The sequence below is a fragment of the Methylomonas sp. MgM2 genome (assembly GCF_054172045.1).
The window spans coordinates 222,608-244,819 of record NZ_JBSYXO010000001.1 but is presented as its reverse complement, the minus strand read 5'-3'; the positions used below and the strand labels follow the sequence as shown (position 1 = coordinate 244,819).

Sequence of the window (22,212 nt, the reverse complement as noted above, 5' to 3'; positions counted from 1 at the left end):
AAGGGAGAAGCGGGCATGGTTTTGTATGGGCGTAACCGTGTGCCGGGTGGGAAGTATTTTTTCACCGTGACCTTGCGTGATCGTTCTGCCGATTTGTTGGTGCGGCAAGTGGATTTGTTGCGGGCGGCTTTTCGCTCGGTGCGGACTGAACGGCCGTCCGCGATCGACGCAATTGTGGTTCTGCCCGATCACTTGCATACGCTATGGACGTTGCCGACGGGCGATTAAATCCTGTTTTGCCCATACATGCCGGGCCGGCGGTGCCGAGTTGACACCTGACCGCCGGGGCGAATACAGGCTTTGGCAACGGCGCTTTTGGGAGCATACGATACGCCCTGCCGTTCGCAGACTAAGCCTTCGATGCCGTGGTCTGTCAATTCGGCATCATGTTTTTCGACCGAGACAAAGTCTTTCGCGAGGTGTACCGCACCTTAAAACTTCGACCCCTTCCCGAAGTTTGCAAGCCGACTTCAGCGCCGAAGGCAACGCCTTCCTGGCCGAAGCACGCATGGCCGAAAACGGTTGGTTCAAAGGCCATGCGGAACGGGAGACTTTGGTGAGATTTTTATACGTCGCCGAGCATAATCCGGATTTGGTTTGAGCCGCTGAATCGCTAAGGTCGCAAGTCGAAGCGGCCGCGCAGAGAGCCGAAAGGCGCCCTTCAATTGCTCGGTGCGGCATTGGAGGAGAAAAAGTGATCGGATATCGCTAACCAGCGAACCGGGATGGACAAATTCAGCCAATTCATCGAAAACAAGCTGAAACTGAAAGTGAACCGGGAGAAAAGCCAAGTGACCAATCCGATGCGGTAAAGTTCTTGGGCTTTACCGTGGTCGATGGGACGATAGCGATGGCGCATTTATTTATGCCCTGTGGGTACAAAACCCTGCAAACGGCCATGAGTAAAATCAAAGCTTTAACCCCGCGCGGCACCCGTCAGGCGCCGGCACACACCATCGCCGACCTTAACCGATGGTACGCGGGCCGGGCCAACTATTACAGCCTGACCCAATATCCATCCCGGTTGAGTAAGATCGAAGCCCATATCCGACGCCGGTTACGGGCGAGGCTGATGAGTCAGCAGAAGCGAAAGCAGCATCTGTATCGACATCTGGTCAAACGGGGCGTACCGCGAAAGCAAGCCGCTCAACCGGTGTTTTCCAACCAGAAACAACGGGCGCTCTCGGCGACTCGTGCGGTGACGATAGCCTATCCGAACAGTTGGTTTATCAACCTGATAGGACAGGAAATACGATCCGACCGGACTTAGCGCATTGGTGTTTCTCACAGTGGATTCGTTTTGCGTGGGGAGCCGTGTACGGAGCCGTACGCACGGTTCTGTGGGCATTGCGAGAGCTTGTATGCCAGAATAGGCGGATTGACGTTGAAGCACGATTAGAGTCCTCGCTCGCCTAGCTGGGATTGTTGACAAATCACAGCGGTTTGGATGCCACGCAGTTGACACCGCACGAAACCCTCGGAAAGCTCGCCGAAGTCTCCCGCGACAGCTGCAATAATTGGAACCGAAGTTCATGCGGCACCGAACCCCGATCACGCGGAATTCAACAAAAGACCTTACAAGTAGGCTGTCCCGCTGAATAAAACAAGCGCATAAACGAATCAACCAAAGCGACCACCAGCTTGAAATGTTCCGGTTGAAGAAACCGCCTAACCGACAGCAGAAGTATTACATAACCGGCTGTTCGGTTTTCGCTTGTAAAAATAAGCTTTTTGTCTGATTAAGTCGGACATGTGCCGCACCAATGATCGGCAATGCGGACTAAAGCGGGGTGACGTTTTCGGCTTGCAGCCCTTTTACGCTTGAGGTTACTTCCATCGTCACTCGTTGACCTTCCGTCAAGGATTTGCGCCCGGTGCCGTTGATGGCCCGGAAATGAACGAATACATCTTTGCCGCCTTCTTGCTGGATAAAACCGAATCCTTTCTCATCGTTAAACCACTTAACTTTACCTTCTACTAGTGTTGTCATAGATAAATCTCGAAATGTTATTACGCCTAAAGGCTAGATATGGCGGAGTTTCTGTATATTCAACCGGATTAGCAAGCGCGCGTTACCAAAGTCCGTACACAGTTACGCTGTTGATTTTGCTGGGGCAATCCATCAATTCAACTTCGGCTACATACTGATTTATCGCCATGCGCTTATCAATTCGTATAAATACCGACATCCTCTCCGGTTCCGCACCGGCATACCGGTGGTTTTATCTGCGTGCGGATACCGAAGAAGTTAGGCAACGTCATTGATTAATCCGCGATAAGTTCTTGATCCAAGCATTTCCTTACCGGGCATTCCGATCGGGGAACCTTACCGAAATCTTCACGCCAAAGCTTCTAATACTCTTTATAAAGAGGATCCATTGCCCCGACCGACAAAGAATTGAATTTTGAAACACTGACGCCGTCGTGGCTCTTGTCTGTTAATCAATACGGAGGAACTAGCCATGAACATAGAAAGAATAATCACGCTGGTCGACGAGACCACAGCGAATAGCTATCCGCTGCCTATGTTACGCGGCTCGATAGGGCCCGATGTCATCGATACGCGTGCGCTGTACAAGGAAAGCGGTTTGTTTGCTTACGACCCGGGCTTTACATCGACCGCCAGTTGCGCGTCGAAAATTACTTATATCGACGGCGAGGCCGGCATTCTGTTATATCGAGGGTACCCGATAGAAGAACTGGCGGAACATTGTACATTCCTTGAAGTTTGTTATTTGATATTGAACGGCGAACTGCCTGCGCAGGAACAATTGGATCGTTTTATCAACGACATCACCTATCACACCTTGTTGAACGATCAACTTAGCTATTTCTTTAAGGGCTTTCGCCGCGATGCCCATCCGATGGCGATCATGGTCGGCGTGGTGGGTGCGTTGTCGGCGTTCTACCATGATGGATTGGACGTGCGCTCTGCAGCGGATAGGGAGCTGAGCGCGGTTAGGATCATCGCCAAAATTCCGACCATTATTGCGATGAGTTATAAATACAGTATCGGCATGCCGTTTCTGTATCCGCGGAACGACCTCGGCTATGTCGAGAATTTTATGCGTATGATGTTCGGTAATCCTTGCGAGGAATATCGGCAGAATCCCGTGTTGGTTCGCGCGTTGGACCGCATTTTGATTCTGCACGCGGATCACGAGCAGAATGCCTCGACCTCGACAGTGCGCTTGGCCGGTTCCAGCGGCGCCAACCCCTATGCCTGCCTGACGTCCGGCATCGCCTGTTTGTGGGGGCCGGCGCACGGCGGCGCGAACGAAGCAGTTTTGAACATGTTGCTGGAAATAGGCGATGTTTCTAATATCGGTCGCTACATCGCCAGAGCCAAGGACAAGGACGACCCATTCCGGTTGATGGGTTTTGGGCATAGGGTTTACAAGAACTACGACCCAAGGGCCAAACTGATACGGCAAACTTGCCACGAAGTGCTGGAAGCGCTCGGTCTAAAAGACGATCCGCTGTTTAAACTGGCGCTGGAGCTGGAACGCATCGCGCTGGAAGACGATTATTTCATCAACAAGAAATTGTATCCGAACGTCGACTTTTACTCCGGTATCGTACTCAAGGCTTTAGGAATTCCAAGCAATATGTTTACGGCGATGTTTGCCATGGGCCGCAGTGTGGGCTGGATAGCGCATTGGGACGAAATGATCGCCGATGCGGAACAAAAAATCGGCCGACCGCGCCAGCTTTACATCGGTGAGCCGCAACGATCCGTCGTGCCGATCGGGAAACGTGAGCCGCGCGAGCGGAAATAACTGAGTCAACCGAACGAATACATTTGGAAACCAAGGTTTTTCCGGGCTCAAATTCGCAATAAAAAACAATGAGCCGGCATGAAAAGGTCGAACGGTAACCGAGAGATGCGTGTAATTCAACTCGCAGGACAGGCGGCTCGGCGTTGCGGCGAAGACAACATTAAGATGCGTGAATCAGATAAACGCTTTTCCAATCTCAAGATCTAATTGGAGAAGCGGGCTACAACAGCTAGAATAGCTCGATGTGCTGAAATTGGTTAGCGCCAAAGTTCATCGGCGAATGCGGATTGGAGCTGACGAGAGTAAAACGGGGTTTGGACGAAGTGAAAATGGAGCGTGACTAGCCCGACAACTGCTTGGCCTGCTTGTGGTGGGAAGGACAATGGTGGAGTACGGTCCGGTAAGGCAGCGACCCATAGTCAGTTGACGCCTTGACTGCCTTGGTCAGTGGACCTCCGGTTTGCAATGCGTTCGAAACGCTTGAACATCGACGGCATGACAGGCATCCAGGGTAATAGGCATCCTGACGGCCAATATCTTACGGCCGGATCAATCGGCCGTTGCGCTAAGATGCGCAAAGTCTTTTGACCTGGGAATATAAGTCCCCAGCCCTCGACCGGGTCGGTGCGCTTGATCGCCATATCGCACGGCAAGTAAGGGAAGACTCCATGCCGACATTGTTTTCGCTGGTATTGGGTTTGCAGTAAATGGCGTCGATACCCACTGTGTCGCATCGCGGTTTTCACTTTATAATCGATCGTTCAATTTTTCGGTTCCGCCGCGCTCTTTGGACGCTGCAATTCCGCCGTCGTCTCGACATCCAAAATACAAGGACATGGCGCTTTCGAACGTTTGAAAAAATTCTATTGTCGGCGGAACAAATAGCCGAATTTACCAATGGCGGAATGGTAAGTTTTTAAAAATCTCGAATGTGATGCGTGCTCCTTTAGTAGCGGCAGATTCAGACTTTATAGTTACAATGTGCACTTAAGATGATAGGTGATACTTATATGCGGCCAAATTTTCTACTTTTCCGTCGTTATCATGCTGTTGCGCCGACACGGTGACCATTAAGGTTTTCAGGAGTATCTATGACCGACCTAACGAACCTACCATTGGTTGTTGATCTGGACGGAACGCTTACACCAACCGACACCTTGTTGGAATCACTCATTAAAGTGGTGAAGCAATCGCCGATGAACTTAGTCCGCCTTCCGCTATGGCTCATGTTAGGTCGGGCTGGTTTAAAGGAGTCGATCGCGGCCCGCGTCCGCATCGCCGGCGAACTGATACCGTATCGGGCCGACCTGTTGGAGTATCTGCGTGCGGAAAAGCGGAAGGGGCGGAAAATTATTTTGGCTACGGCGGCCCATCATTCAATTGCCGAAAACGTTGCTAAGCATCTGGGGCTTTTTGACTTGGTGCTGGCCTCGGATTTGAGCCGTAACCTCAAAGGCGAAGCGAAGCTGCAAGCTATTCAAGAACGAGTAGGCGAGAATTTCGTTTACGCCGGAGATAGCCAAGCCGATTTGCCTATCTGGAAAGCCGCCCGAGCTGCAGTACTAGTGAATGTTTCGCCTAACACGTCGAAGAGGGTTCGCGGGAAGATTACGGTTGAGCGTGAATTTCCAAGAGATGATTTGGGGCTATTGGTTTGGATAGATGCGCTTCGCATTTATCAATGGCTAAAAAATCTTTTGCTATTCGTGCCTTTATTAACGGCATTCTCTTTCTTAGATATCGACAAGCTGACTTCCACGGTTATGGCTTTCCTAGCCTTTTCCTTTGCGGCTTCGGCTACTTACTTGATCAACGACTTGTGGGATCTGGATAGCGACAGAGCTCATCCTCGAAAAAGGCTTCGTCCTTTTGCGAGTGGGAAGCTGCCTATAATAAATGGAGTCATGGTTTCCGCCGGTGCTTTGCTATTTGCTCTCGCTCTGGCTTTTTATATCTCCAAGGGATTTTTTCTAATGCTGTTGCTCTATGTTTTGCTAACGAGTGTCTACAGTTGGGTATTGAAAGAATATGTACTAATTGATGTGCTCATGCTTTCGCTTCTTTACACCCTTCGCATTGTGGCTGGTTCCGTGGCAATCAGCATTGCGACCAGTTCTTGGCTTTTGGCTTTTTCGGTGTTCATGTTCTTGAGTCTGGCGCTGGTGAAACGCTGTGCGGAATTGGTTTCACTTGAACAAACCGGCGTAACTATGGCACGCGGCCGGGATTACAGAGTGTCCGACCTGGTTGTGTTGTGGCCATTAGGTATCGGCGCGGCGCTTTCGGCGGTGGTGGTATTCGGGCTGTTCATAAGCGCGCCGGAAACGCAGGCTCGATATGGTACCCCGCAAATGTTGTGGTTGATGGCTATCGGATTGATATACTGGCTCGCCCGACTTTGGATCAAAACCTCTAGAGGCGAAATGCACGATGATCCTATTATTTATGCTCTCAAAGACCCGGGAAGTCGTAAGACTGTATTCGCCATGGTTGCTGTTATGCTGGCGGCGCATTTTTTGTCGTTAGGTGTTTACCTATGAAAACGCTGCTGATAGCCATCTTGAGTATTGTTTTATCAGTGACTGCTCAGTTTTTTTTGAAAGCCGGCATGTCCGGCGAAGGGGTTAAAGGGCTTCTAGCTCAGCCCTATTCGGTTCGGACCCTAATTTGCGTTCTCATGGACAAGTACGTGCTCGGAGGGTTTTCGCTATATGGTTTGGGTGCGGTGATTTGGCTTGGCGTACTTTCCAAGTGGGACGTAAGCAAGGCTTATCCTCTGGTCGGTTTAGGCTTTGTGTTCACCGCCGTCGTTGGTTATCTGTTGGGCGAGCAGGTCACTCTTTCTCGTTTGATGGGCGTGGCGTTGATTTGTGTCGGCGTATTCCTGGTGGGTAGGAGTTGAATAATCAAATCGGGGTTCGGGCAATGATAAAGAGAATAAGTTCCGCTTATTGGCTATGTCTTCTGATTGTCAGCTCAATTGTGTTGACGCATTTGATCATGCGTTCTCCCGCCTATCCGTTTTCGCCGGATAGCGCAAGTTATATCGAACAAGCTCGATATTTAGTGACAGAAGGCGCTGCCCTGTCGCGGGCATACGGCCTGGGAGGCCTGGGAGAGGGAGACCCGGCAGCGCCTTCTTCGTTATTTCCTATCGGGTTTCCATTGGTGTTGGCATTTTTTGAGTTCGCTGGGGTGGGCGCAGGAGATGCCGCAGTCATTGTAAATTGGATTTCGTCAGTAATATTTCCGTTTGTTTTGTATTTCAGCTTTCGCGGTTCTCTCGGTCAATTCGGCGCGTTTCTGGTTGCTGCACTAAGCGTGTCTTCGCCCGGCTTCCTTTCCTATGCGGGAATGGGTGTGACAGATGTGTTTTCCATGCTAGTGGCGTCCATTTCGATAGGCTTGGTATTAAATGCTAATTCGAAGCCGCTTATGGTCGGCGCAGGATTATTAGCGGGCGTTGCTTATTCGGTAAGAAACGCGCATGTGGCTCTGTTGGTATCATTTGTCCTTTATTTTTTCTTTATGTGGCATGCAGATAAAGAAAATAGGCGTAAGGCCGTGTCTAACGCGGTTGTTTTCGCGCTTGGGGCTGCCGTTGTTATTGTTCCACTGTTTGCCAGGAACTTAATTATTTTTGGCTCGATAAATCCGTATGAAATGGCACCGTCTACCATTGGTGTAACGGAGAATATTAGAACCTATCTGCAAGAGTTTGTATACGATGTTACGGCGTACCGAGAATTAGGGCGCATCGCCGCATGGTCTATATCTGGCGTGGCGATTTTGGTTTTAATATTTTGCCTTTTCGTTTGGGCGGCCTTTTCGTTTCGTCCGCAGTTGAAGGATAAACAGAATCGGTTGCTGCTTTTTTGTTCCATTTATTTATTAATTGGAGCATGTGTCGTAATTGCGGCGCGCTCTCGCTACCAGTGGGGGGAACCGATAAATATTCGCCATACTTTGCAATACATGCCCTATTTTATGGCTGTTTGTATGTTATTCGTTTCGGTACGGGCAAAAAACTTATTGCAGATAACGGTGAAATATTCCTTTGTATTTTCTGTGGTCATACTCTCTATTCTTCATTCGCTATATGCGGCCGAGCTGGATTCGCAATCGCGCATTCGTTACGAACGAAGCGCTGCGGCGGCGTCCGCATTTCAGCACGGAAAACAGCAACTTTGCGGAGCCGAGAACGGGGCATTGCTCATTTCAAACTGGTCATTCGTTTTTAGAATAAGTTGTAATTCTCCTGTGCGCCATTGGTCTCCGGTTACTGAAGGCGCAACGGCGAATTCGCCTTTTTCCGAACTCCTGCTTGATTCGCTGGCTAAGCTGTCGTCGGATTATCCTAATAGACAGATAGTCGTGGGCCTATACCCTGGTCGCGATGGCGTAAGCCAAGAAAACCTTCCTATATCTGGCGCCGATATTGCGAAGCTGCGCGTTTCAGGATGGAGTACTGTGAATAACAGTGACCGGGGACTGTTGTTTGCTCGCTAAATGGCGCATACCAATACAACTGGCCGATACTGCGAAAGAAACAACCTGTTTTTGCTTGACCGAATAGACGCGAACGAAAACGATGAACTTTGGTAGTTACTCGTAAAAGTCAATCATATTTTCGGAAACGCACAGCGCCTCAGGAAAACGCTCTCAGCAAACTTTTTTACATATTGTAAGGCGAAAGAGGATCAAAAAAACAACTCCCGCATCTTCAAGCCGGGGCGCTCGGCACGCATGAAGGCTTCGCCGACCAGAAACGTGTAAATACCGTTGTCTTGCATCAGTTTGACGTCGGCCGGGGTGTGGATGCCGCTTTCGGTGACGATCAACTTGTCGGCCGGGACGGCGTTTTTCAAGTCCAGCGTGGTCTGCAAGCTCACGTCGAAGGTGCGCAGATTGCGGTTGTTGATGCCTATCATGTTGCCGTCCAAATTCAGCGCCCGCTCCAGTTCTTCGGCGTCGTGAACTTCGACCAGCACGTCCATGCCGAGGCCGGTCGCGGTGTCGTGCAATTCTTTCAGCATCGCGTCGTCCAGGGCCGCCACGATCAGCAGCACGCAGTCCGCGCCCAGCGCTCGGGATTCGTGAATCTGGTAAGGATCGATCATGAAGTCCTTGCGGATCACGGGCAACGGACATTTGTCGCGTACCATTTGCAGATTGGCTTCCGAGCCTTGGAAAAATGCCTTGTCGGTCAAAACCGATAAACAACTGGCGCCGTTCATCGCGTAATCGACCGCGATGTCGACCGGTTTGAAGTCTTCACGGATCACGCCTTGGCTGGGCGAAGCTTTTTTGATTTCGGCGATGATGGCCGGCTTTTGTGCGTCGGCCTTGCTGCGTAAGGCTTGGTAAAATCCGCGCGGGCCCTGCACGCTGCCGGCGATTTCCTGCAGCATCGAAACCGGCGTGTTGGCCTTGCGGCGAGCCACTTCTTCGGTTTTTTGAGCCAGTATGGTTTTTAAAATATCGGGGGTATCGGTCATGGTTTTTCTGAAAAATAAAATAATGTAGGTGGGATTAGCGTAGCGTCATCCGACAAGATAATTAATGAAGCTAACCAGCCTTGGAATAGGCAATCAAGGCCTCGAACTTGGCCAGCGCGCTACCGTCGGCTATCGCCTGTTGCGCGCGCCGGATACCGTCTTCCAATGTATCGGCCAAATCCGCCGCATAAATCGCAGCGCCGGCATTCAAGGCCACGATGTCCAACGCCGGGCCGGGTTGATTATTCAATACCGAGCGGATGATCGCCAAGCTGGATTGGGCGTCGGTGATTGCAAGGCTAGCCAGGCTGGCGCGTTGCAGGCCGAATTGGTCAGGCGTCACTTTATAACTGTTTATGGCGCCGTCTTTCAACTCGGCTACGTCGGTCGGCGCGGCAATACTGATCTCGTCCAGGCCGTCTTCGGCATGAACGACCAAGACGTGGCGGCTGCCTAATTTTTTCAACACTTCGGCGACCGGCACCAGCCACTGCTTGTCGAATACGCCGATCAGCTGGTGCGGCGCGTTGGCCGGGTTGGATAATGGACCGATCAAGTTGAACATGGTCCGGACGCCCAATGCCTTACGCGCGGCGACGGTGTGCCGCACTGCGCTATGATGTTTGGCGGCGAACAAAAAGCCGACGCCGATTTGCTTGACGCAGTCCGCCACTTGTTCGGCCGGCATGTCCAGATTGACGCCGGCGGCCTCCAATACGTCCGCGCTGCCGCAATTGCTGGATACCGAACGGTTGCCGTGCTTGGCGACCTTGCCGCCGGCCGCCGCGACGACAAAGGCCGAAGCGGTGGAAATGTTGAAGGTATTGGCGCCGTCGCCGCCGGTGCCGCACGTATCGATGACATGCTGGCCATTAACAGGCACTTTTCTAACCAATTCACGCAGCACGCCGACCGCGGCGGCGATTTCCTCGACGGTTTCCCCTTTGCAACGCAACGCAATCAGAAAACCGGCGATTTGGACGTCGCTCAATTCGCCGGCCATCATCGCGTGCATAGCGCTACTCATTTCGTCGGCGGTAAGGTTTTGTTTGTCGAGCAATTTTTGTAAAGTAGCTTGGATTTGCATAGGTTTGTTAAATTTGGAGGCGTCGGGTCTTAATTACCGCCTGTATGTTCGGCAAACACTTTTACGTTACCCGCTTTATCGAAAGATACCACGGCGTATTCGTCCGCTCTGCCGCCCATTTCCATACCGGGGCTGCCTACCGGCATGCCGGGCGCCGAAATGCCGGCGACGTCCGGCTTAGTTTCCAATAGCTTTCGGATATCGGCGGCGGGTACATGGCCTTCAACCACATAGCCATCCACGACAGCGGTATGGCAAGACGCCAAATCCGCGGGCACTCCGTATTTTTGCTTAATAGCCTGCATATCGTCGCTGATGATGTCTTTGACTACAAATCGGTTTTGTTTGATGTGCTCTATCCATTTGCCGCAGCAGCCGCAGGTTGGGCTGCGGTAAACGGTGATTTCTATATCGGTAGCGGTGTTTTCTGCCTGGCTGCCTAGGCTGCATGCCAACAGGACGGCGCTCAATAGCAATTTTACGCGTTTCATAAGTCCCCCGAGCGTATGAATGAACGGCATATTGTACCGCGCCCGGACATTCCTTGGGCAAAGTACTATTCACCGTGTAGCGTCAAAATCAGGCTGCGGCTGCCGCCGTGATTGCGATGCTCGCACAAATATATTCCCTGCCATATACCCATATTTAACCGGCCATTGCTGACCGGAATATCCAGGCTGCATCCCAATAGGCTGCTTTTTAGGTGAGCCGGCATGTCGTCGCTACCTTCGTCCATATGCCGGTAATAAGGCTGGTCTTCCGGCACGGCCCGGTTGAAGTAGCTTTCAAAATCCGTTCGGACTGTCGGGTCGGCATTTTCGTTTATGGTCAGCGAGGCCGAAGTATGTTTTATAAACACGTGCAACAGGCCGGTCTTGATATTTCGTAATTCAGGTAACTCGGCCAAGACTTCATTGGTAACAAGGTGAAAACCCCGGGTTTTGGGCTTCACGCGTATTTCTCTCTGTATCCACATAATAAAAACGGTAAATTTGTAATCGATAGCGTGATTTTACTGTGAAATCCGAGCTTATGACTGGTAGACTCCGTATGTAATAATAGATAAGCAAAGAGAGCTTAGTTTATCGGAGAGACTATAGTTCGGAGCACTAGGTGGAGCCGCCGGCGTCAATCATTGAAATAAGGACGAGGCGATTTGGTTTGGTAAGCCATGCAATGCGTTTTGCGGCATTAGCGGTAAACTATTGAGGAAGAAATTAAGAATTAAGCGATCTTTCTATCCGGCAATTATCTGTTGTCGCCGTCGGTTTCAAATAAATTAACGAGGTGAGTCATGTCAATACAAAACGATTTTGAAAACCTATTTTCAAAGCTGAACACCGAACGTGAAAAATTACAGCTAAAACTTAAGCTTGCCAGCATGGAAGCCAAAGAGGAGTTTGACGAAGCCGAAAAGCAGTGGCAAGAGATCAAAAATAAAGCATCGGATATTGCTGACGATACGATCGAAACATCGGAAGAATTTATCGCCAAAGCTAAAATCGTCGGCGAAGAATTAAAAGATACTTATCACCGTATCGCCAAAAGGTTGTCAGAATAAACTTCAATGACTAGATCGGGTTTGCAGAACCGCAAACCTGACTAGTCTGATCTGAAGTAAGACTGTTCCAATTATGTTATTTGAATACAATTAGGGTTGAAAAAGTAAGATGCTTCTGATTTTGAAGAGAATTAGCCCTTCGACTTTGGTTTCCGACATTGAAAACTTTATCGCTCCCGCGCTCAAGGGCGGTTTAATTCGAAAAACCGGAAGTTTGGAAAATATTACGATCCAAATCGTCGAAGAAGCGAATACTCAAAAAACCGAATTCAACGCCCTGGTTCGGGTCGAGCCCGATAACGTAGGTAAAAGGGTTATTAAGCTGTTGAATAGAAAAAGTCTTAGTGGCAAATTCGTCAACATTTCCGAATACCAGTTCAGAAATCGAGACAACGACCGCAGAATGAGTCGCTATCGGAAAATAGACGACAGGCGGCGTCAAGACCGCAGACGCTTGGGTTTGCAAATTAACGATATCACCGACCAACGCAAAAGCAAGCCGCATGATCTTGATGGGTTTGGCTGGAAAACCGATAGCACGATCTAAACGCCGTCTTTCTTGCAGGGCTTGAATCCCGATTTATTCGACTGCGACAGGGATCTTGCCGATTTTTGCCTGCCAATGTTTAGGCGCGGTCTCGTGTATCGATGCGCCGCGGCAATCCACCGCAACGGTGACCGGCATGTCTTCGACCACGAATTCGTGGATCGCTTCCATGCCCAAGTCGGCAAAGGCCACCACGCGGGATCGGCGTATCGCTTTCGACACCAGATAAGCGGCGCCGCCGACCGCGATCAGATATACGGCTTTGTGTTTCTTGATGGCGGCAATCGCGCCCGGTCCACGCTCGGCCTTGCCTATCATGCCGAGTAATCCGGTTTTTTCCAATACCGTATCGGTAAAGCCATCCATGCGCGTTGCGGTCGTGGGGCCGGCCGGGCCGACCACTTCGTCCCGCACCGGATCGACCGGGCCGACGTAATAGATGAATTTGTTGCTGAAATCGATGCCGTCCGGCAGTGGCTCGCCCTTGGCCAGAAGGTCGACGATGCGCTTGTGCGCGGCATCCCGCCCGGTCAGCACGGTTCCGCTCAACAGCAGGGTGTCGCCCGGTTGCCAGCTTTCGATGTCTTGCTTGCTCAGGCTGTCGATGTTGACCCGGTGTGCCGAGGCGGCGGACCGGGCGATGTCCGGCCAATCGCTCAATTTAGGCGGCGTCAGCAATGCCGGGCCGGAGCCGTCCAGCGTGAAATGCACATGGCGGGTGGCCGCGCAGTTGGGTATCATCGCGACCGGTTTGTTGGCGGCGTGGGTGGGGTAGTCTAGGATTTTGACGTCCAACACCGTGGTCAACCCGCCCAAGCCTTGGGCGCCGATACCCAGTGCGTTGACTTTTTCGTAGAGTTCCAAACGCAGCTGTTCCAGCGCGTTATCGGGGCCGCGGGCGATCAAGTCCTGTATGTCTATCGATTCCATGCAGGCCTGCTTGGCCAGAATCATGGCTTTTTCCGCGGTTCCGCCTATGCCTATGCCCAATATGCCGGGCGGACACCAACCGGCGCCCATGGTCGGGACGGTTTTCATGACCCAATCGACGATGCTGTCCGACGGATTCAGCATCGCGAATTTGGATTTGGCTTCCGAGCCGCCGCCTTTGGCCGCCAGTTCCACGCTGAGTTTGTCGCCAGGCACCAGCTGCATGTGAATGACGGCCGGGGTATTGTCTTTGGTATTGGCGCGCTTGCCGGCCGGGTCGGCCAGGATCGAGGCCCTCAAAATATTATCGGGATGGAGATAAGCCCGTCGTACCCCTTGGTTAACCATGTCTTCGACACTCATGTCCGCGTCCCAGCGCACGTCCATGCCGATTTTCAGAAATACGGTGACGATGCCGGTGTCCTGGCAAATAGGGCGCTTGCCTTCCGCGCACATCCGGGAATTGATCAAGATTTGCGCCATCGCGTCTTTGGCCGCCGGACTTTGTTCCTTTTGGTAGGCGGCATACAAGGCGTCGATAAAGTCCTTGGGGTGATAGTAGGAAATGAATTGCAAGGCATCGGCGATGCTTTGGATCAAGTCGTCTTGGCGAATAGTGGTCATAGGGATGTCCTGAAATATTTGGGAATTCCAAAAATATTCAAATGTTTACGCCGTGGGATGACGTATGTTGCATCGAATTGCCTTAGTCAACAAACATCGTCAGGCCGCAAGAGTGGAATGAAAAAGCTTTAGCTTTTTTCTGTGGCCCACAAAAACCTATGTCATGCAGTGCAATTTAGCAATAGCTGAAGCTATTGCGCTCCGTACGCGTCCGTCAGCTTAGCCCATAGATTCATCGAAGTATTGGCATCGGCTTTTTATGGCGATGTGCTTTGAGCAACAAAATGCATGAGTTGCTCGATACTAAACGGCCACCCCAGCTCCATTCGGCTGCTTTTATGCAATAGCACCGGGATACGAACGGCATAGCGTAGCAGCAATTGCTCGTCGCCCGCGATGTCTTGCTTTTCATAAGGCAAGCCCGTTTGCGACAGCGGTACTTCCGCTTCGTCGCATAAATGGCAGCCTTCGGTGCCGAACAATATGAAATCGGCCATCAATGTTTGTTGATTTTATCCAACAAGCCCAAAAAGAATGCGGACGACACCAAGGTCAGATGGATGATCACATACCATAGCAGTTTATCGTTTTCGGTGCTTTCCACTTCCATGAAGACTTTGAGCAAGCGGATGGACGAAATCGCCACGATGGATGTGGCGACTTTCAATTTCAAGGAACCGTAGTCGTGCGTGCCCAGCCAGCCCAGCTTTTCGGCCGTGCTGTCGATGTCCAGGCGGGATACGAAATTTTCATAGCCGCTGAACATTACGATCAAAGTCAAGCTGCCGACCAGGGCCAGATCGATGAAGGTCAGCAACTTCAGAATGATCTGGCTTTCGTCGATCTCCAGCATATGCGGTACGAAGTGCATGAGTTCCTGAAAGAATTTGACGGCCAATACCAGCAATACCAGGCTCATGCCGAGGAAAACCGGCGCCATGATCCAACGGCTGGCATACATGAGGCGTTCCAGAAAATGTTCCAGTCGTCGTTGCATAAACCGGTCGAATCCTCAGTGGTTGAGATGGGCCGCCAGCCAGCGTTCGGCGACTTCGAGAGCCATGCCTTTGCGGCGGGCATAGTCTTGCAGCTGATCGCGGTCGATCTTGCCGACATTGAAATATTGCGACTCAGGATGCGAGAAGTACCAACCGCTGACCGCCGCGGTCGGATACATCGCAAAATTTTCGGTCAGTTCGATGGTGGTATGCTCGGTGACGTTCAGCAATTCGAACAGCTTGGCTTTTTCGGTATGGTCCGGGCAGGCCGGATAACCGGGCGCCGGACGTATGCCGCGATAGGCTTCCTTGATCAAGGCCTCGTTGTCGTAGTCTTCGTCGGCGGCATAGCCCCAGTAATCCTTACGCACGGCTTGATGCAAATATTCGGCGAAGGCTTCGGCCAGCCGGTCGGCCAATGCTTTCAGCATGATGGCGCTGTAATCGTCGTGTTCCTTTTCGAATTCGGCCAATTTGGTTTCGATGCCGATCCCTGCAGTGACCGCAAAACCGCCGATGTAGTCGGCTACGCCGCTGCCGGCCGGCGCGATGAAGTCGGACAAACAATAGTTCGGACGTCCCGGCGCCTTGACGTTTTGTTGGCGCAAGTGATGTAACACCGCGCGCTGCTGAGTCCGGCTATCGTCGCTATAGACAACGATGTCGTCGCCGTCGCTGTTGGCAGGGAAGAAGCCGATCACGGCCTTGGCCTCCAGCCAGTTCTCGCGGATGACGTGTTTCAGCATTTCCTGGGAGTCTTCGAACAGCTTAGTCGCTTCCTTGCCGACCACCGGGTCGCCGAGGATGGCCGGATAGCGTCCGGACAGTTCCCAGGTATGGAAAAACGGCGACCAGTCGATGAACCAGACCAGGGTGTCCAACGGGAAGTCGGCGATGACTTTGGTGCCTAAAAATTTCGGTTTTACCGGGCGATGGGCGGCGAAATCGAAGCGGTTTTGCCGCGCGGCTTCCAGAGTGTGTTGCGGGGCCTTGGCCTGGCGGCCCTTGTGGTGTTCGCGCACTTGCTGGTATTCGTTGCGGATTTTGGCGGCGAAATCGTTTTTCATATCTTCGCTGAGCAGTGCGCCGACCACGCCGACGCTACGCGATGCATCGACCACGTAAACGGTCGGCGCGGCTTGGTAATTGGGTTCGATCTTGACTGCGGTATGCGCCCGTGATGTGGTGGCGCCGCCGATCAGTAACGGAATGTCGAAAGCTTGGCGTTGCATTTCCTTGGCGACGTGCACCATTTCGTCCAGCGACGGCGTGATCAAACCGCTCAGGCCGATCACGTCGACCTTTTCGTCGCGGGCGGTTTTCAAAATGGTATCGGCCGGCACCATCACGCCCAGGTCGATGACTTCGTAGTTGTTGCATTGCAACACCACGGCGACGATGTTCTTGCCGATGTCGTGCACGTCGCCCTTGACGGTGGCCATCAAGACCTTGCCGTTGCTCTGGCGCTCGTTGCCGTCGATGTCGGCGTCCATGAACGGCATCAGATAGGCCACGGCTTTTTTCATGACCCGCGCCGATTTGACCACTTGCGGCAGGAACATTTTGCCGTCGCCGAACAAATCGCCGACCACGTTCATGCCGTCCATCAGCGGGCCTTCGATGACGTGCAGCGGTTTTTCGGCCTGCAAGCGGGCCTCTTCGGTGTCTTCTTCGATGTAATCGGCGATACCCTTGACCAAGGCATGTTCCAGGCGCTTGGTGACAGGCCAGCTCCTCCATTCCAGGGTTTCCTGCTTGGCGACATGGCCGCTGCCGCGGTATTTCTCGGCGATTTCCAGCAGTTTTTCGGTACCGTCCGGGGTGCGGTTCAGGATGACGTCTTCGACCGCGTCGCGCAGCTCCGGCGGAATGTCTTCGTAAATGGCGAGCTGACCGGCATTGACGATACCCATGTCCATGCCGGCATTGATGGCGTGGTACAAAAATACCGCATGTATCGCCTCGCGCACCGGATTGTTGCCGCGGAACGAGAACGACACGTTGGACACGCCGCCCGATATCAGGGCGTGCGGCAAAGTCTGTTTGATGACGCGGGTCGCTTCGATGACGTCGACGCCGTAATTGTTGTGTTCCTCGATGCCGGTCGCCACCGCGAAGATATTCGGGTCGAAGATGATGTCTTCCGGCGGGAAGCCGACCTGTTCGGTCAGGATTTTGTAAGCCCGGGTGCAGATCTCGATCTTGCGTTGCATGGTGTCGGCCTGTCCTCGTTCGTCGAAGGCCATGACGATGACGGCCGCGCCGTAGCGGCGCACCAGTTTGGCATGTTCGACGAATTTTTCTTCGCCTTCCTTGATCGAAATCGAGTTGACGATGCCTTTGCCTTGAATGCATTTCAGGCCGGCTTCCAATATCTCCCATTTGGACGAATCCAGCATGATGGGGACTTTGGCGATGTCGGGTTCGGCGGCGAGCAGATTCAGAAAGCGCACCATGGCCGCCTTGGAATCCAGCATGCCTTCGTCCATGTTGATGTCGATGATTTGCGCGCCGTTTTCGACTTGTTGCTTGGCGACTTCCAATGCATCTTCGTAGCGTTCTTCGACGATCATTTTCTTGAAGGCCGCGGAACCTGTGACATTGGTGCGCTCGCCGACGTTGACGAACAATGTCTCCGGGCCGATGCTGATCGCTTCCAGACCGGACAAATGGCAGCGTTTTTCCAATTCGGGAATCCGGCGCGGCGGATATTTGCCGACTTCCTTGACGATGGCTCGTATCGTGTCGGGCGAGGTGCCGCAGCAGCCGCCGATAATGTTCAGATAACCGTTTTTGGCCCAGTCGGACAGTTCGGCGGCCATCATCTCCGGCGTTTCGTCGTATTCGCCGAATTCGTTGGGCAGGCCGGCGTTGGGGTGGGCCGAAACATAGGTGTCGGCGATGTTGGACAGTTCTTCTATGTATTGGCGTAATTCGGTGGCACCCAACGCGCAGTTGAAGCCGATGGAAATCGGTTCGACGTGTTTCAGCGAAGTCCAGAACGCCGCGGCGGTCTGGCCCGATAGTGTGCGGCCGGAGGCATCGGTGATCGTGCCGGAGATCATCACCGGCAGTTTGTAGCCGAGTTCGTCGAATACCGATTCGACCGCGAAGATCGCCGCCTTGGCGTTCAACGTGTCGAACACGGTTTCGATCAAAATGATGTCGGCGCCGCCGTCGATTAGGCCGTGGGTGGCCTCGCTGTACGCTTCGACCAGATCGTCGAAGGTGATGTTGCGGAAACCGGGATCGTTCACGTCCGGCGACATCGACGAGGTGCGGTTGGTAGGGCCTAGAACGCCGGCCACGAAGCGCGGTTTGTTCGGTGTCAGCCTAGTCGCTTCGTCGGCCGCTTGTTTGGCCAACCGTGCCGAGGCGATGTTGATTTCGTAAGCCAAGTCCTCCATACGGTAGTCGGCCATGGCGACCTTGGTGGCGTTGAATGTGTTGGTTTCAACGATATCGGCCCCTACGTCCAGATACGCTTTATGAATGGCTTTTATAATTTCGGGTTGAGTCAACGACAGCAAATCGTTATTGCCCTTTAGGTCGGTCGCCCAGTCCGCGAAGCGTTCACCGCGATAATCCTTTTCGCCCAGCTTGTAGCTCTGTATCATGGTGCCCATCGCACCGTCCAGAAATAAAATCCGCTGTTGTAGTTGCTGTTTTAATCGTTCTATGCTGTTCATCGGCTGGGAATCAATATTAATCGAGTGACGGCATACAAAACCGTTATGTTAAGACTTCGTTAATTTTAAAGGGAAAATCATGACTAAGCCCAGTTTATTACATGTCGTAAAAAGCGTTATTGCCGCAGCCGTTGGTGTGCAAAGCAATAAGAACCGGGAGATCGATTTCAAGCATGGCTCATTGCCCGCTTATATCGTTGTCGGATTGATTGCGACTGTCTTATTTATCCTGATGATAGCGGGCATCGTTTCGATGGTAACGGGATAAAAACGCCGCAATGTAACAAAAAAGCCCAAGCAAGCTTGGGCTTTTTTAGCGCAAAGAGTCTGTTTAATTGCCGGATGTTTTGAAACTGTCTTTTATGCTGATAAACATTTCTTTGATGCCGCTGAACAAATTGGCAGGCGTCAAGGCTTCTTTCATTATGACCAGTGTCCGAACTACGGCCACAGCCAAGACGCCGGCTATGGACGGGAACAATTCGCACAAACTGTTGACGAAAAAACCACCCGCGTTTTCTTGAGTTTTGCGGTCTCCAACGCTGGTCAGATTACGGTCATAGCTATCGCCGATATCTTTACCGCCCAACGCATCAATAATTTCGATGCAGAAAATTTGCGATACAAATTCAACTACAAAGAAGAGTATGGAGAGCGCCGCAACCCACATCAAAACATTGCTTTTTTTGGCCCTCATCAGCGACTGGTAGATCCAGATCGCCGTTAATACCATTACAATACCACCGATCATATATTTTCCCCTCTTAGCTATTTTTATTTTTGTAAAATCAACCAGAACACGCATACTACCTATAAACCGACAATATGGCAATTTGAAGCCTTATCTTTCTTCGTATGACAATCAATCGCTTGACTTTGGAGAAAGCTAAAGTAACATATGAAGCTCGAAAGCCAGTTAATTGGCACTTTTTATAACTAAATTATATATCGAAAGGTAGGAGGCACCCATGGGAGCGATCTTAGACTTAACAGAAATGTTAAAAGAACCAGCCGGCATGATTGGAGCAGTGGTGATCATCGCTGCAGGTTATTTCTTCGTAAAATGGGTGTTTGCTGAACCTAAAGACGAAGAATAAGTCACTCGAATCTTCGAGTCTGATTTTTTAAAAAGGCGGACCGGTAATCCGGGGCCGCCTTTTTTGCGCCCGGCTGTTTTTCGCAGTTTAGAATACCTTATAATTTGTACATTTTTTGCCGCTCTGATCGATAATGTACAGATTACTCGCTTCTAAAATCCACTCGGTTTACCTGAAACAAGCGCCCGCAACGGGCATTGGATTGTTTCGGTTACTGTTTGGGCTGGTTACCCTGCAGGAAGTATTGTTCCTGGTTTATTTCAATCATTTGATTTTCGACCCCATCCCCTTTATGGATGTGGAATTTCCAATGATTACCTTTTTCCTATGGAGCTGGGCGGCGATTGCCTTTTGCCTGATGATAGGCTATCGCTGCCAGCCCGTTAGTATTGCCAACTATGTTTTCTGGCTGGTATTTGTGAACTTTACGCCGATGCAGCGCGACTTCGACGGAGGGTTCGATTTGTTCATGATAGGCACGAATTTCTTTCTGATTTTCATGCCGATCGACAAAGCGTTTTCTATCGATAATCTCAGAAAAAAACTGGCGACCCCGTTTATTCATGATGACCAGGTTCGGCCGGCAACGGTTTCCCGGCTGGCTTATTATCTACCGGTAATGGTCTGCTTGGGATTCTTATATTTCGATTCGGCCATACACAAGATGTTCGCCGAGCATTGGCGTAATGGTTTGGGAGCATGGCTACCCTCGTCGATGCCTTACTACGTATCCGCCATTGACATGTCTTGGCTGTTGAATATCGAAAGTCTGCAAAAGCTGATCGGCTATACCATCATGGTATTTCAGTTTACGTTCCTGTTGTTTTTCCATGTCCGTTTGCTAAGACCGCTCTATTTGCTGATCGGCATATTGCTGCATCTGGGGATTACCCTGTCATTCAATATTTATCCCTTCGGTATGGGCATGCTGATTTTCTATGTGCTGATGGTACCTTTTTCCTGGTATCCCAGGATCGCTTCTTGGATGAAGAAACGACAAGCCGTTCTGACGGTTTTTTACGACCAGCAATGCCCGCTGTGTAATCGCACAGTAATCATTCTGAATCATTTCGACTTGCGAGAGGCCGTTGAATTTAAACCCGCGCAAATTTATGCGCGCGATTATCCAGCCTTAAACCGGTTTGACGATAAAACGCTGCTAACCGACCTGTATGCGCTCGACCGGAATGGACGGGTGTATGCCGGTGTCGATACCTATGTCCGGATTTTTATCGCTATGGGCTATACAGCGATGATCGGATGGATTATGCGGCTGCCGTTATTGAATGCGCTTATCGAACGTCACTATCGACGTATTGCGGACAATCGAATGCGGATAAATTGCGACACCAGTTGCATCAAAGATGCGCCAGCGAATTTTCCGGCTACATTCTATGATCGAATCTTTACCGTAGTTCAACCCAAGCTGCAAAAACGTCATGCGTATAAAATCGCAAAAGTTTTAATGGTGATGATATTGTTTCAATTAAATTGCAGTCTGCATTATGGGTTGTTGTATCGATTTAAAGTTGATACTCATCATTCGCCTTTAACCAGCTTATTAGCGGACATGAGCAACGCGTTACTCATGTTCTCTCATACCTTTCTGGGCATCACTCCCCACGCCCTATATTTGCACGACCATTTTGAAGGCTACAACCATGCATTGGCCATTACCTATATAGATGCGAATGGAGTCGAACATTGGTTGCCGTTTGTGAACGAAGAGGGTCGCCTATTGGCGCCCAACTGGGGTAGGGTTCATTCGATGTGGGCGAATATTGCGGTTACGCCGAATATCGACGAATTCAGATTAAAGAAATTCATCATGAAAGTGACTGCATTTTGGGGTACCAAGCTCGGTCTCGATTTGAACGACACAAGATTCATCATCAAGATGAGGAAGATTAACGCGCCTGTCGATTGGGAGAAGGGTTTAAGAGCTAAGAATATGTCCGGCGATTGGTTAGCGGTTGGCTCGGCGCAATGGAAGAATAAAGAAACCATGATTAATTTGCCAAATGACATCGACGCGTTGTAATGCAATAAACCAAATTTGGTGTTGCATGCGTCGAAGTGTCATGTTATAAAATTCTTCGTGTCCTGTATGGGCGCGCGAAAAATTATAAAAACCTTTAAATTTATTCGGAGGATGTTATGAAAAAAGTATTTTCTGTCTTGGCTATGGCTCTGATGGTGTTCAGCTTGGCAGGTTGCATGGATGATCCGGACCAAGGCAACCCAAAACCGAAAGGTTACGGTACTCCTAACCAACAAGGTTCAGGCGTTAACTAATCCTAGCGCTGACAGGACTTTTTAAATTCCTGAGTGAGGCCCGCGCAAGCGGGCCTTATTTCTTTATCCAATCAGTTTTCGTTTATTAGTCTTAAGTCGGCTACGCC

At 51.1% G+C, this 22,212-nt stretch carries 23 protein-coding genes; 13 read left to right on the top strand and 10 right to left on the bottom strand.

Annotated elements, in window-relative coordinates; genetic code table 11:
* Positions 1-15 precede the first annotated feature (15 nt).
* From ACW73I_RS01125 to ACW73I_RS01115, 3 genes are all read left to right on the top strand, one after another.
* On the top strand, positions 16-228 hold the full coding sequence (locus ACW73I_RS01125) for a transposase (protein ID WP_458027350.1): 213 nt from the start codon (positions 16-18) through the stop codon (positions 226-228).
* A 229-nt stretch (positions 229-457) separates the two neighbouring features.
* Positions 458-601: a hypothetical protein gene (locus ACW73I_RS01120; protein ID WP_458027349.1), complete on the top strand. Its 144-nt coding sequence runs from the start codon at positions 458-460 to the stop codon at positions 599-601.
* A 297-nt stretch (positions 602-898) separates the two neighbouring features.
* Positions 899-1,270, top strand: a complete 372-nt coding sequence (locus tag ACW73I_RS01115) for a group II intron maturase-specific domain-containing protein (RefSeq protein WP_458027348.1) — start codon at positions 899-901, stop codon at positions 1,268-1,270.
* 510 nt (positions 1,271-1,780) lie between these two features.
* On the opposite strand, the gene ACW73I_RS01110 is transcribed toward ACW73I_RS01115, so the two are convergent.
* Complete coding sequence (locus ACW73I_RS01110; protein ID WP_458027347.1) at positions 1,781-1,990, bottom strand: cold-shock protein; 210 nt, start codon at positions 1,988-1,990, stop codon at positions 1,781-1,783.
* Positions 1,991-2,462: 472 nt separating this feature from the next.
* Between ACW73I_RS01110 and gltA the strand changes: the two genes are divergently transcribed.
* The 4 genes from gltA to ACW73I_RS01090 all read left to right on the top strand — a co-directional run bounded on the left by gltA (position 2,463) and on the right by ACW73I_RS01090 (position 8,288).
* Entirely contained in the window at positions 2,463-3,779 is a 1,317-nt protein-coding gene (gene gltA / locus ACW73I_RS01105) for a citrate synthase (RefSeq protein WP_458027346.1), read from the top strand.
* Positions 3,780-4,870: 1,091 nt separating this feature from the next.
* Complete coding sequence (locus tag ACW73I_RS01100; RefSeq protein WP_458027345.1) at positions 4,871-6,319, top strand: UbiA family prenyltransferase; 1,449 nt, start codon at positions 4,871-4,873, stop codon at positions 6,317-6,319.
* On the top strand, positions 6,316-6,681 hold the full coding sequence (locus ACW73I_RS01095; RefSeq protein ID WP_458027344.1) for a hypothetical protein: 366 nt from the start codon (positions 6,316-6,318) through the stop codon (positions 6,679-6,681). Before ACW73I_RS01100 ends, ACW73I_RS01095 begins: the two co-directional genes overlap by 4 nt.
* 23 nt (positions 6,682-6,704) lie before the next feature.
* Positions 6,705-8,288 carry a glycosyltransferase family 39 protein gene (locus tag ACW73I_RS01090; RefSeq protein ID WP_458027343.1) on the top strand — a complete coding sequence of 528 codons (1,584 nt, stop codon included), beginning with the start codon at positions 6,705-6,707 and terminating at the stop codon, positions 8,286-8,288.
* A gap of 191 nt (positions 8,289-8,479) precedes the next feature.
* On the opposite strand, the gene trpC is transcribed toward ACW73I_RS01090, so the two are convergent.
* The 4 genes from trpC to ACW73I_RS01070 all read right to left on the bottom strand — a co-directional run bounded on the left by trpC (position 8,480) and on the right by ACW73I_RS01070 (position 11,340).
* Positions 8,480-9,277 carry an indole-3-glycerol phosphate synthase TrpC gene (gene trpC / locus ACW73I_RS01085; RefSeq protein ID WP_458027342.1) on the bottom strand — a complete coding sequence of 266 codons (798 nt, stop codon included), beginning with the start codon at positions 9,275-9,277 and terminating at the stop codon, positions 8,480-8,482.
* A gap of 70 nt (positions 9,278-9,347) precedes the next feature.
* A complete protein-coding gene (gene trpD, locus ACW73I_RS01080; RefSeq protein ID WP_458027341.1) occupies positions 9,348-10,364 on the bottom strand; it encodes an anthranilate phosphoribosyltransferase in 1,017 nt (338 codons plus the stop codon).
* Between the two features lie 29 nt (positions 10,365-10,393).
* Positions 10,394-10,855: a DUF411 domain-containing protein gene (locus tag ACW73I_RS01075; RefSeq protein ID WP_458027340.1), complete on the bottom strand. Its 462-nt coding sequence runs from the start codon at positions 10,853-10,855 to the stop codon at positions 10,394-10,396.
* Positions 10,856-10,920: 65 nt separating this feature from the next.
* Entirely contained in the window at positions 10,921-11,340 is a 420-nt protein-coding gene (locus ACW73I_RS01070; RefSeq protein ID WP_458027339.1) for a secondary thiamine-phosphate synthase enzyme YjbQ, read from the bottom strand.
* Positions 11,341-11,658: 318 nt separating this feature from the next.
* Between ACW73I_RS01070 and ACW73I_RS01065 the strand changes: the two genes are divergently transcribed.
* Together ACW73I_RS01065 and ACW73I_RS01060 are read left to right on the top strand one after the other, a co-directional pair.
* Positions 11,659-11,925 carry a hypothetical protein gene (locus ACW73I_RS01065; RefSeq protein WP_458027338.1) on the top strand — a complete coding sequence of 89 codons (267 nt, stop codon included), beginning with the start codon at positions 11,659-11,661 and terminating at the stop codon, positions 11,923-11,925.
* Between the two features lie 109 nt (positions 11,926-12,034).
* Positions 12,035-12,472 carry a hypothetical protein gene (locus tag ACW73I_RS01060; protein WP_458027337.1) on the top strand — a complete coding sequence of 146 codons (438 nt, stop codon included), beginning with the start codon at positions 12,035-12,037 and terminating at the stop codon, positions 12,470-12,472.
* A gap of 33 nt (positions 12,473-12,505) precedes the next feature.
* On the opposite strand, the gene ACW73I_RS01055 is transcribed toward ACW73I_RS01060, so the two are convergent.
* The 4 genes from ACW73I_RS01055 to metH all read right to left on the bottom strand — a co-directional run bounded on the left by ACW73I_RS01055 (position 12,506) and on the right by metH (position 18,713).
* The gene (locus ACW73I_RS01055; protein WP_458027336.1) at positions 12,506-14,026 is read right to left on the bottom strand and encodes a fumarate hydratase; all 1,521 of its coding nucleotides are present in this window, start codon (positions 14,024-14,026) and stop codon (positions 12,506-12,508) included.
* A 257-nt stretch (positions 14,027-14,283) separates the two neighbouring features.
* Positions 14,284-14,523, bottom strand: coding sequence for a glutaredoxin family protein (locus ACW73I_RS01050; RefSeq protein ID WP_458027335.1), 240 nt, complete (start codon positions 14,521-14,523; stop codon positions 14,284-14,286).
* Positions 14,523-15,023, bottom strand: a complete 501-nt coding sequence (locus ACW73I_RS01045) for a TIGR00645 family protein (RefSeq protein ID WP_458027334.1) — start codon at positions 15,021-15,023, stop codon at positions 14,523-14,525. Before ACW73I_RS01045 ends, ACW73I_RS01050 begins: the two co-directional genes overlap by 1 nt.
* A 15-nt stretch (positions 15,024-15,038) precedes the next feature.
* Positions 15,039-18,713: a methionine synthase gene (gene metH / locus ACW73I_RS01040; RefSeq protein WP_458027333.1), complete on the bottom strand. Its 3,675-nt coding sequence runs from the start codon at positions 18,711-18,713 to the stop codon at positions 15,039-15,041.
* A gap of 79 nt (positions 18,714-18,792) precedes the next feature.
* On the opposite strand from metH, the gene ACW73I_RS01035 reads away from it, so the two are divergent.
* A complete protein-coding gene (locus ACW73I_RS01035; protein WP_458027332.1) occupies positions 18,793-18,981 on the top strand; it encodes a DUF2970 domain-containing protein in 189 nt (62 codons plus the stop codon).
* 63 nt (positions 18,982-19,044) lie between these two features.
* Here ACW73I_RS01035 and ACW73I_RS01030 read toward each other — a convergent pair whose 3' ends face one another.
* Positions 19,045-19,518 (bottom strand): hypothetical protein, encoded by a 474-nt coding sequence (locus tag ACW73I_RS01030; protein WP_458027331.1) that lies wholly within the window; start codon positions 19,516-19,518, stop codon positions 19,045-19,047.
* Between the two features lie 163 nt (positions 19,519-19,681).
* On the opposite strand from ACW73I_RS01030, the gene ACW73I_RS01025 reads away from it, so the two are divergent.
* The 3 genes from ACW73I_RS01025 (at position 19,682) to ACW73I_RS01015 (ending at position 22,105) form a co-directional block, all read left to right on the top strand.
* Positions 19,682-19,810, top strand: a complete 129-nt coding sequence (locus tag ACW73I_RS01025; RefSeq protein ID WP_458027330.1) for a hypothetical protein — start codon at positions 19,682-19,684, stop codon at positions 19,808-19,810.
* Positions 19,811-19,943: 133 nt separating this feature from the next.
* Positions 19,944-21,851, top strand: coding sequence for a DCC1-like thiol-disulfide oxidoreductase family protein (locus tag ACW73I_RS01020; RefSeq protein ID WP_458027329.1), 1,908 nt, complete (start codon positions 19,944-19,946; stop codon positions 21,849-21,851).
* 116 nt (positions 21,852-21,967) lie between these two features.
* The gene (locus ACW73I_RS01015) at positions 21,968-22,105 is read left to right on the top strand and encodes a hypothetical protein (RefSeq protein WP_458027328.1); all 138 of its coding nucleotides are present in this window, start codon (positions 21,968-21,970) and stop codon (positions 22,103-22,105) included.
* Positions 22,106-22,212: the final 107 nt, after the last annotated feature.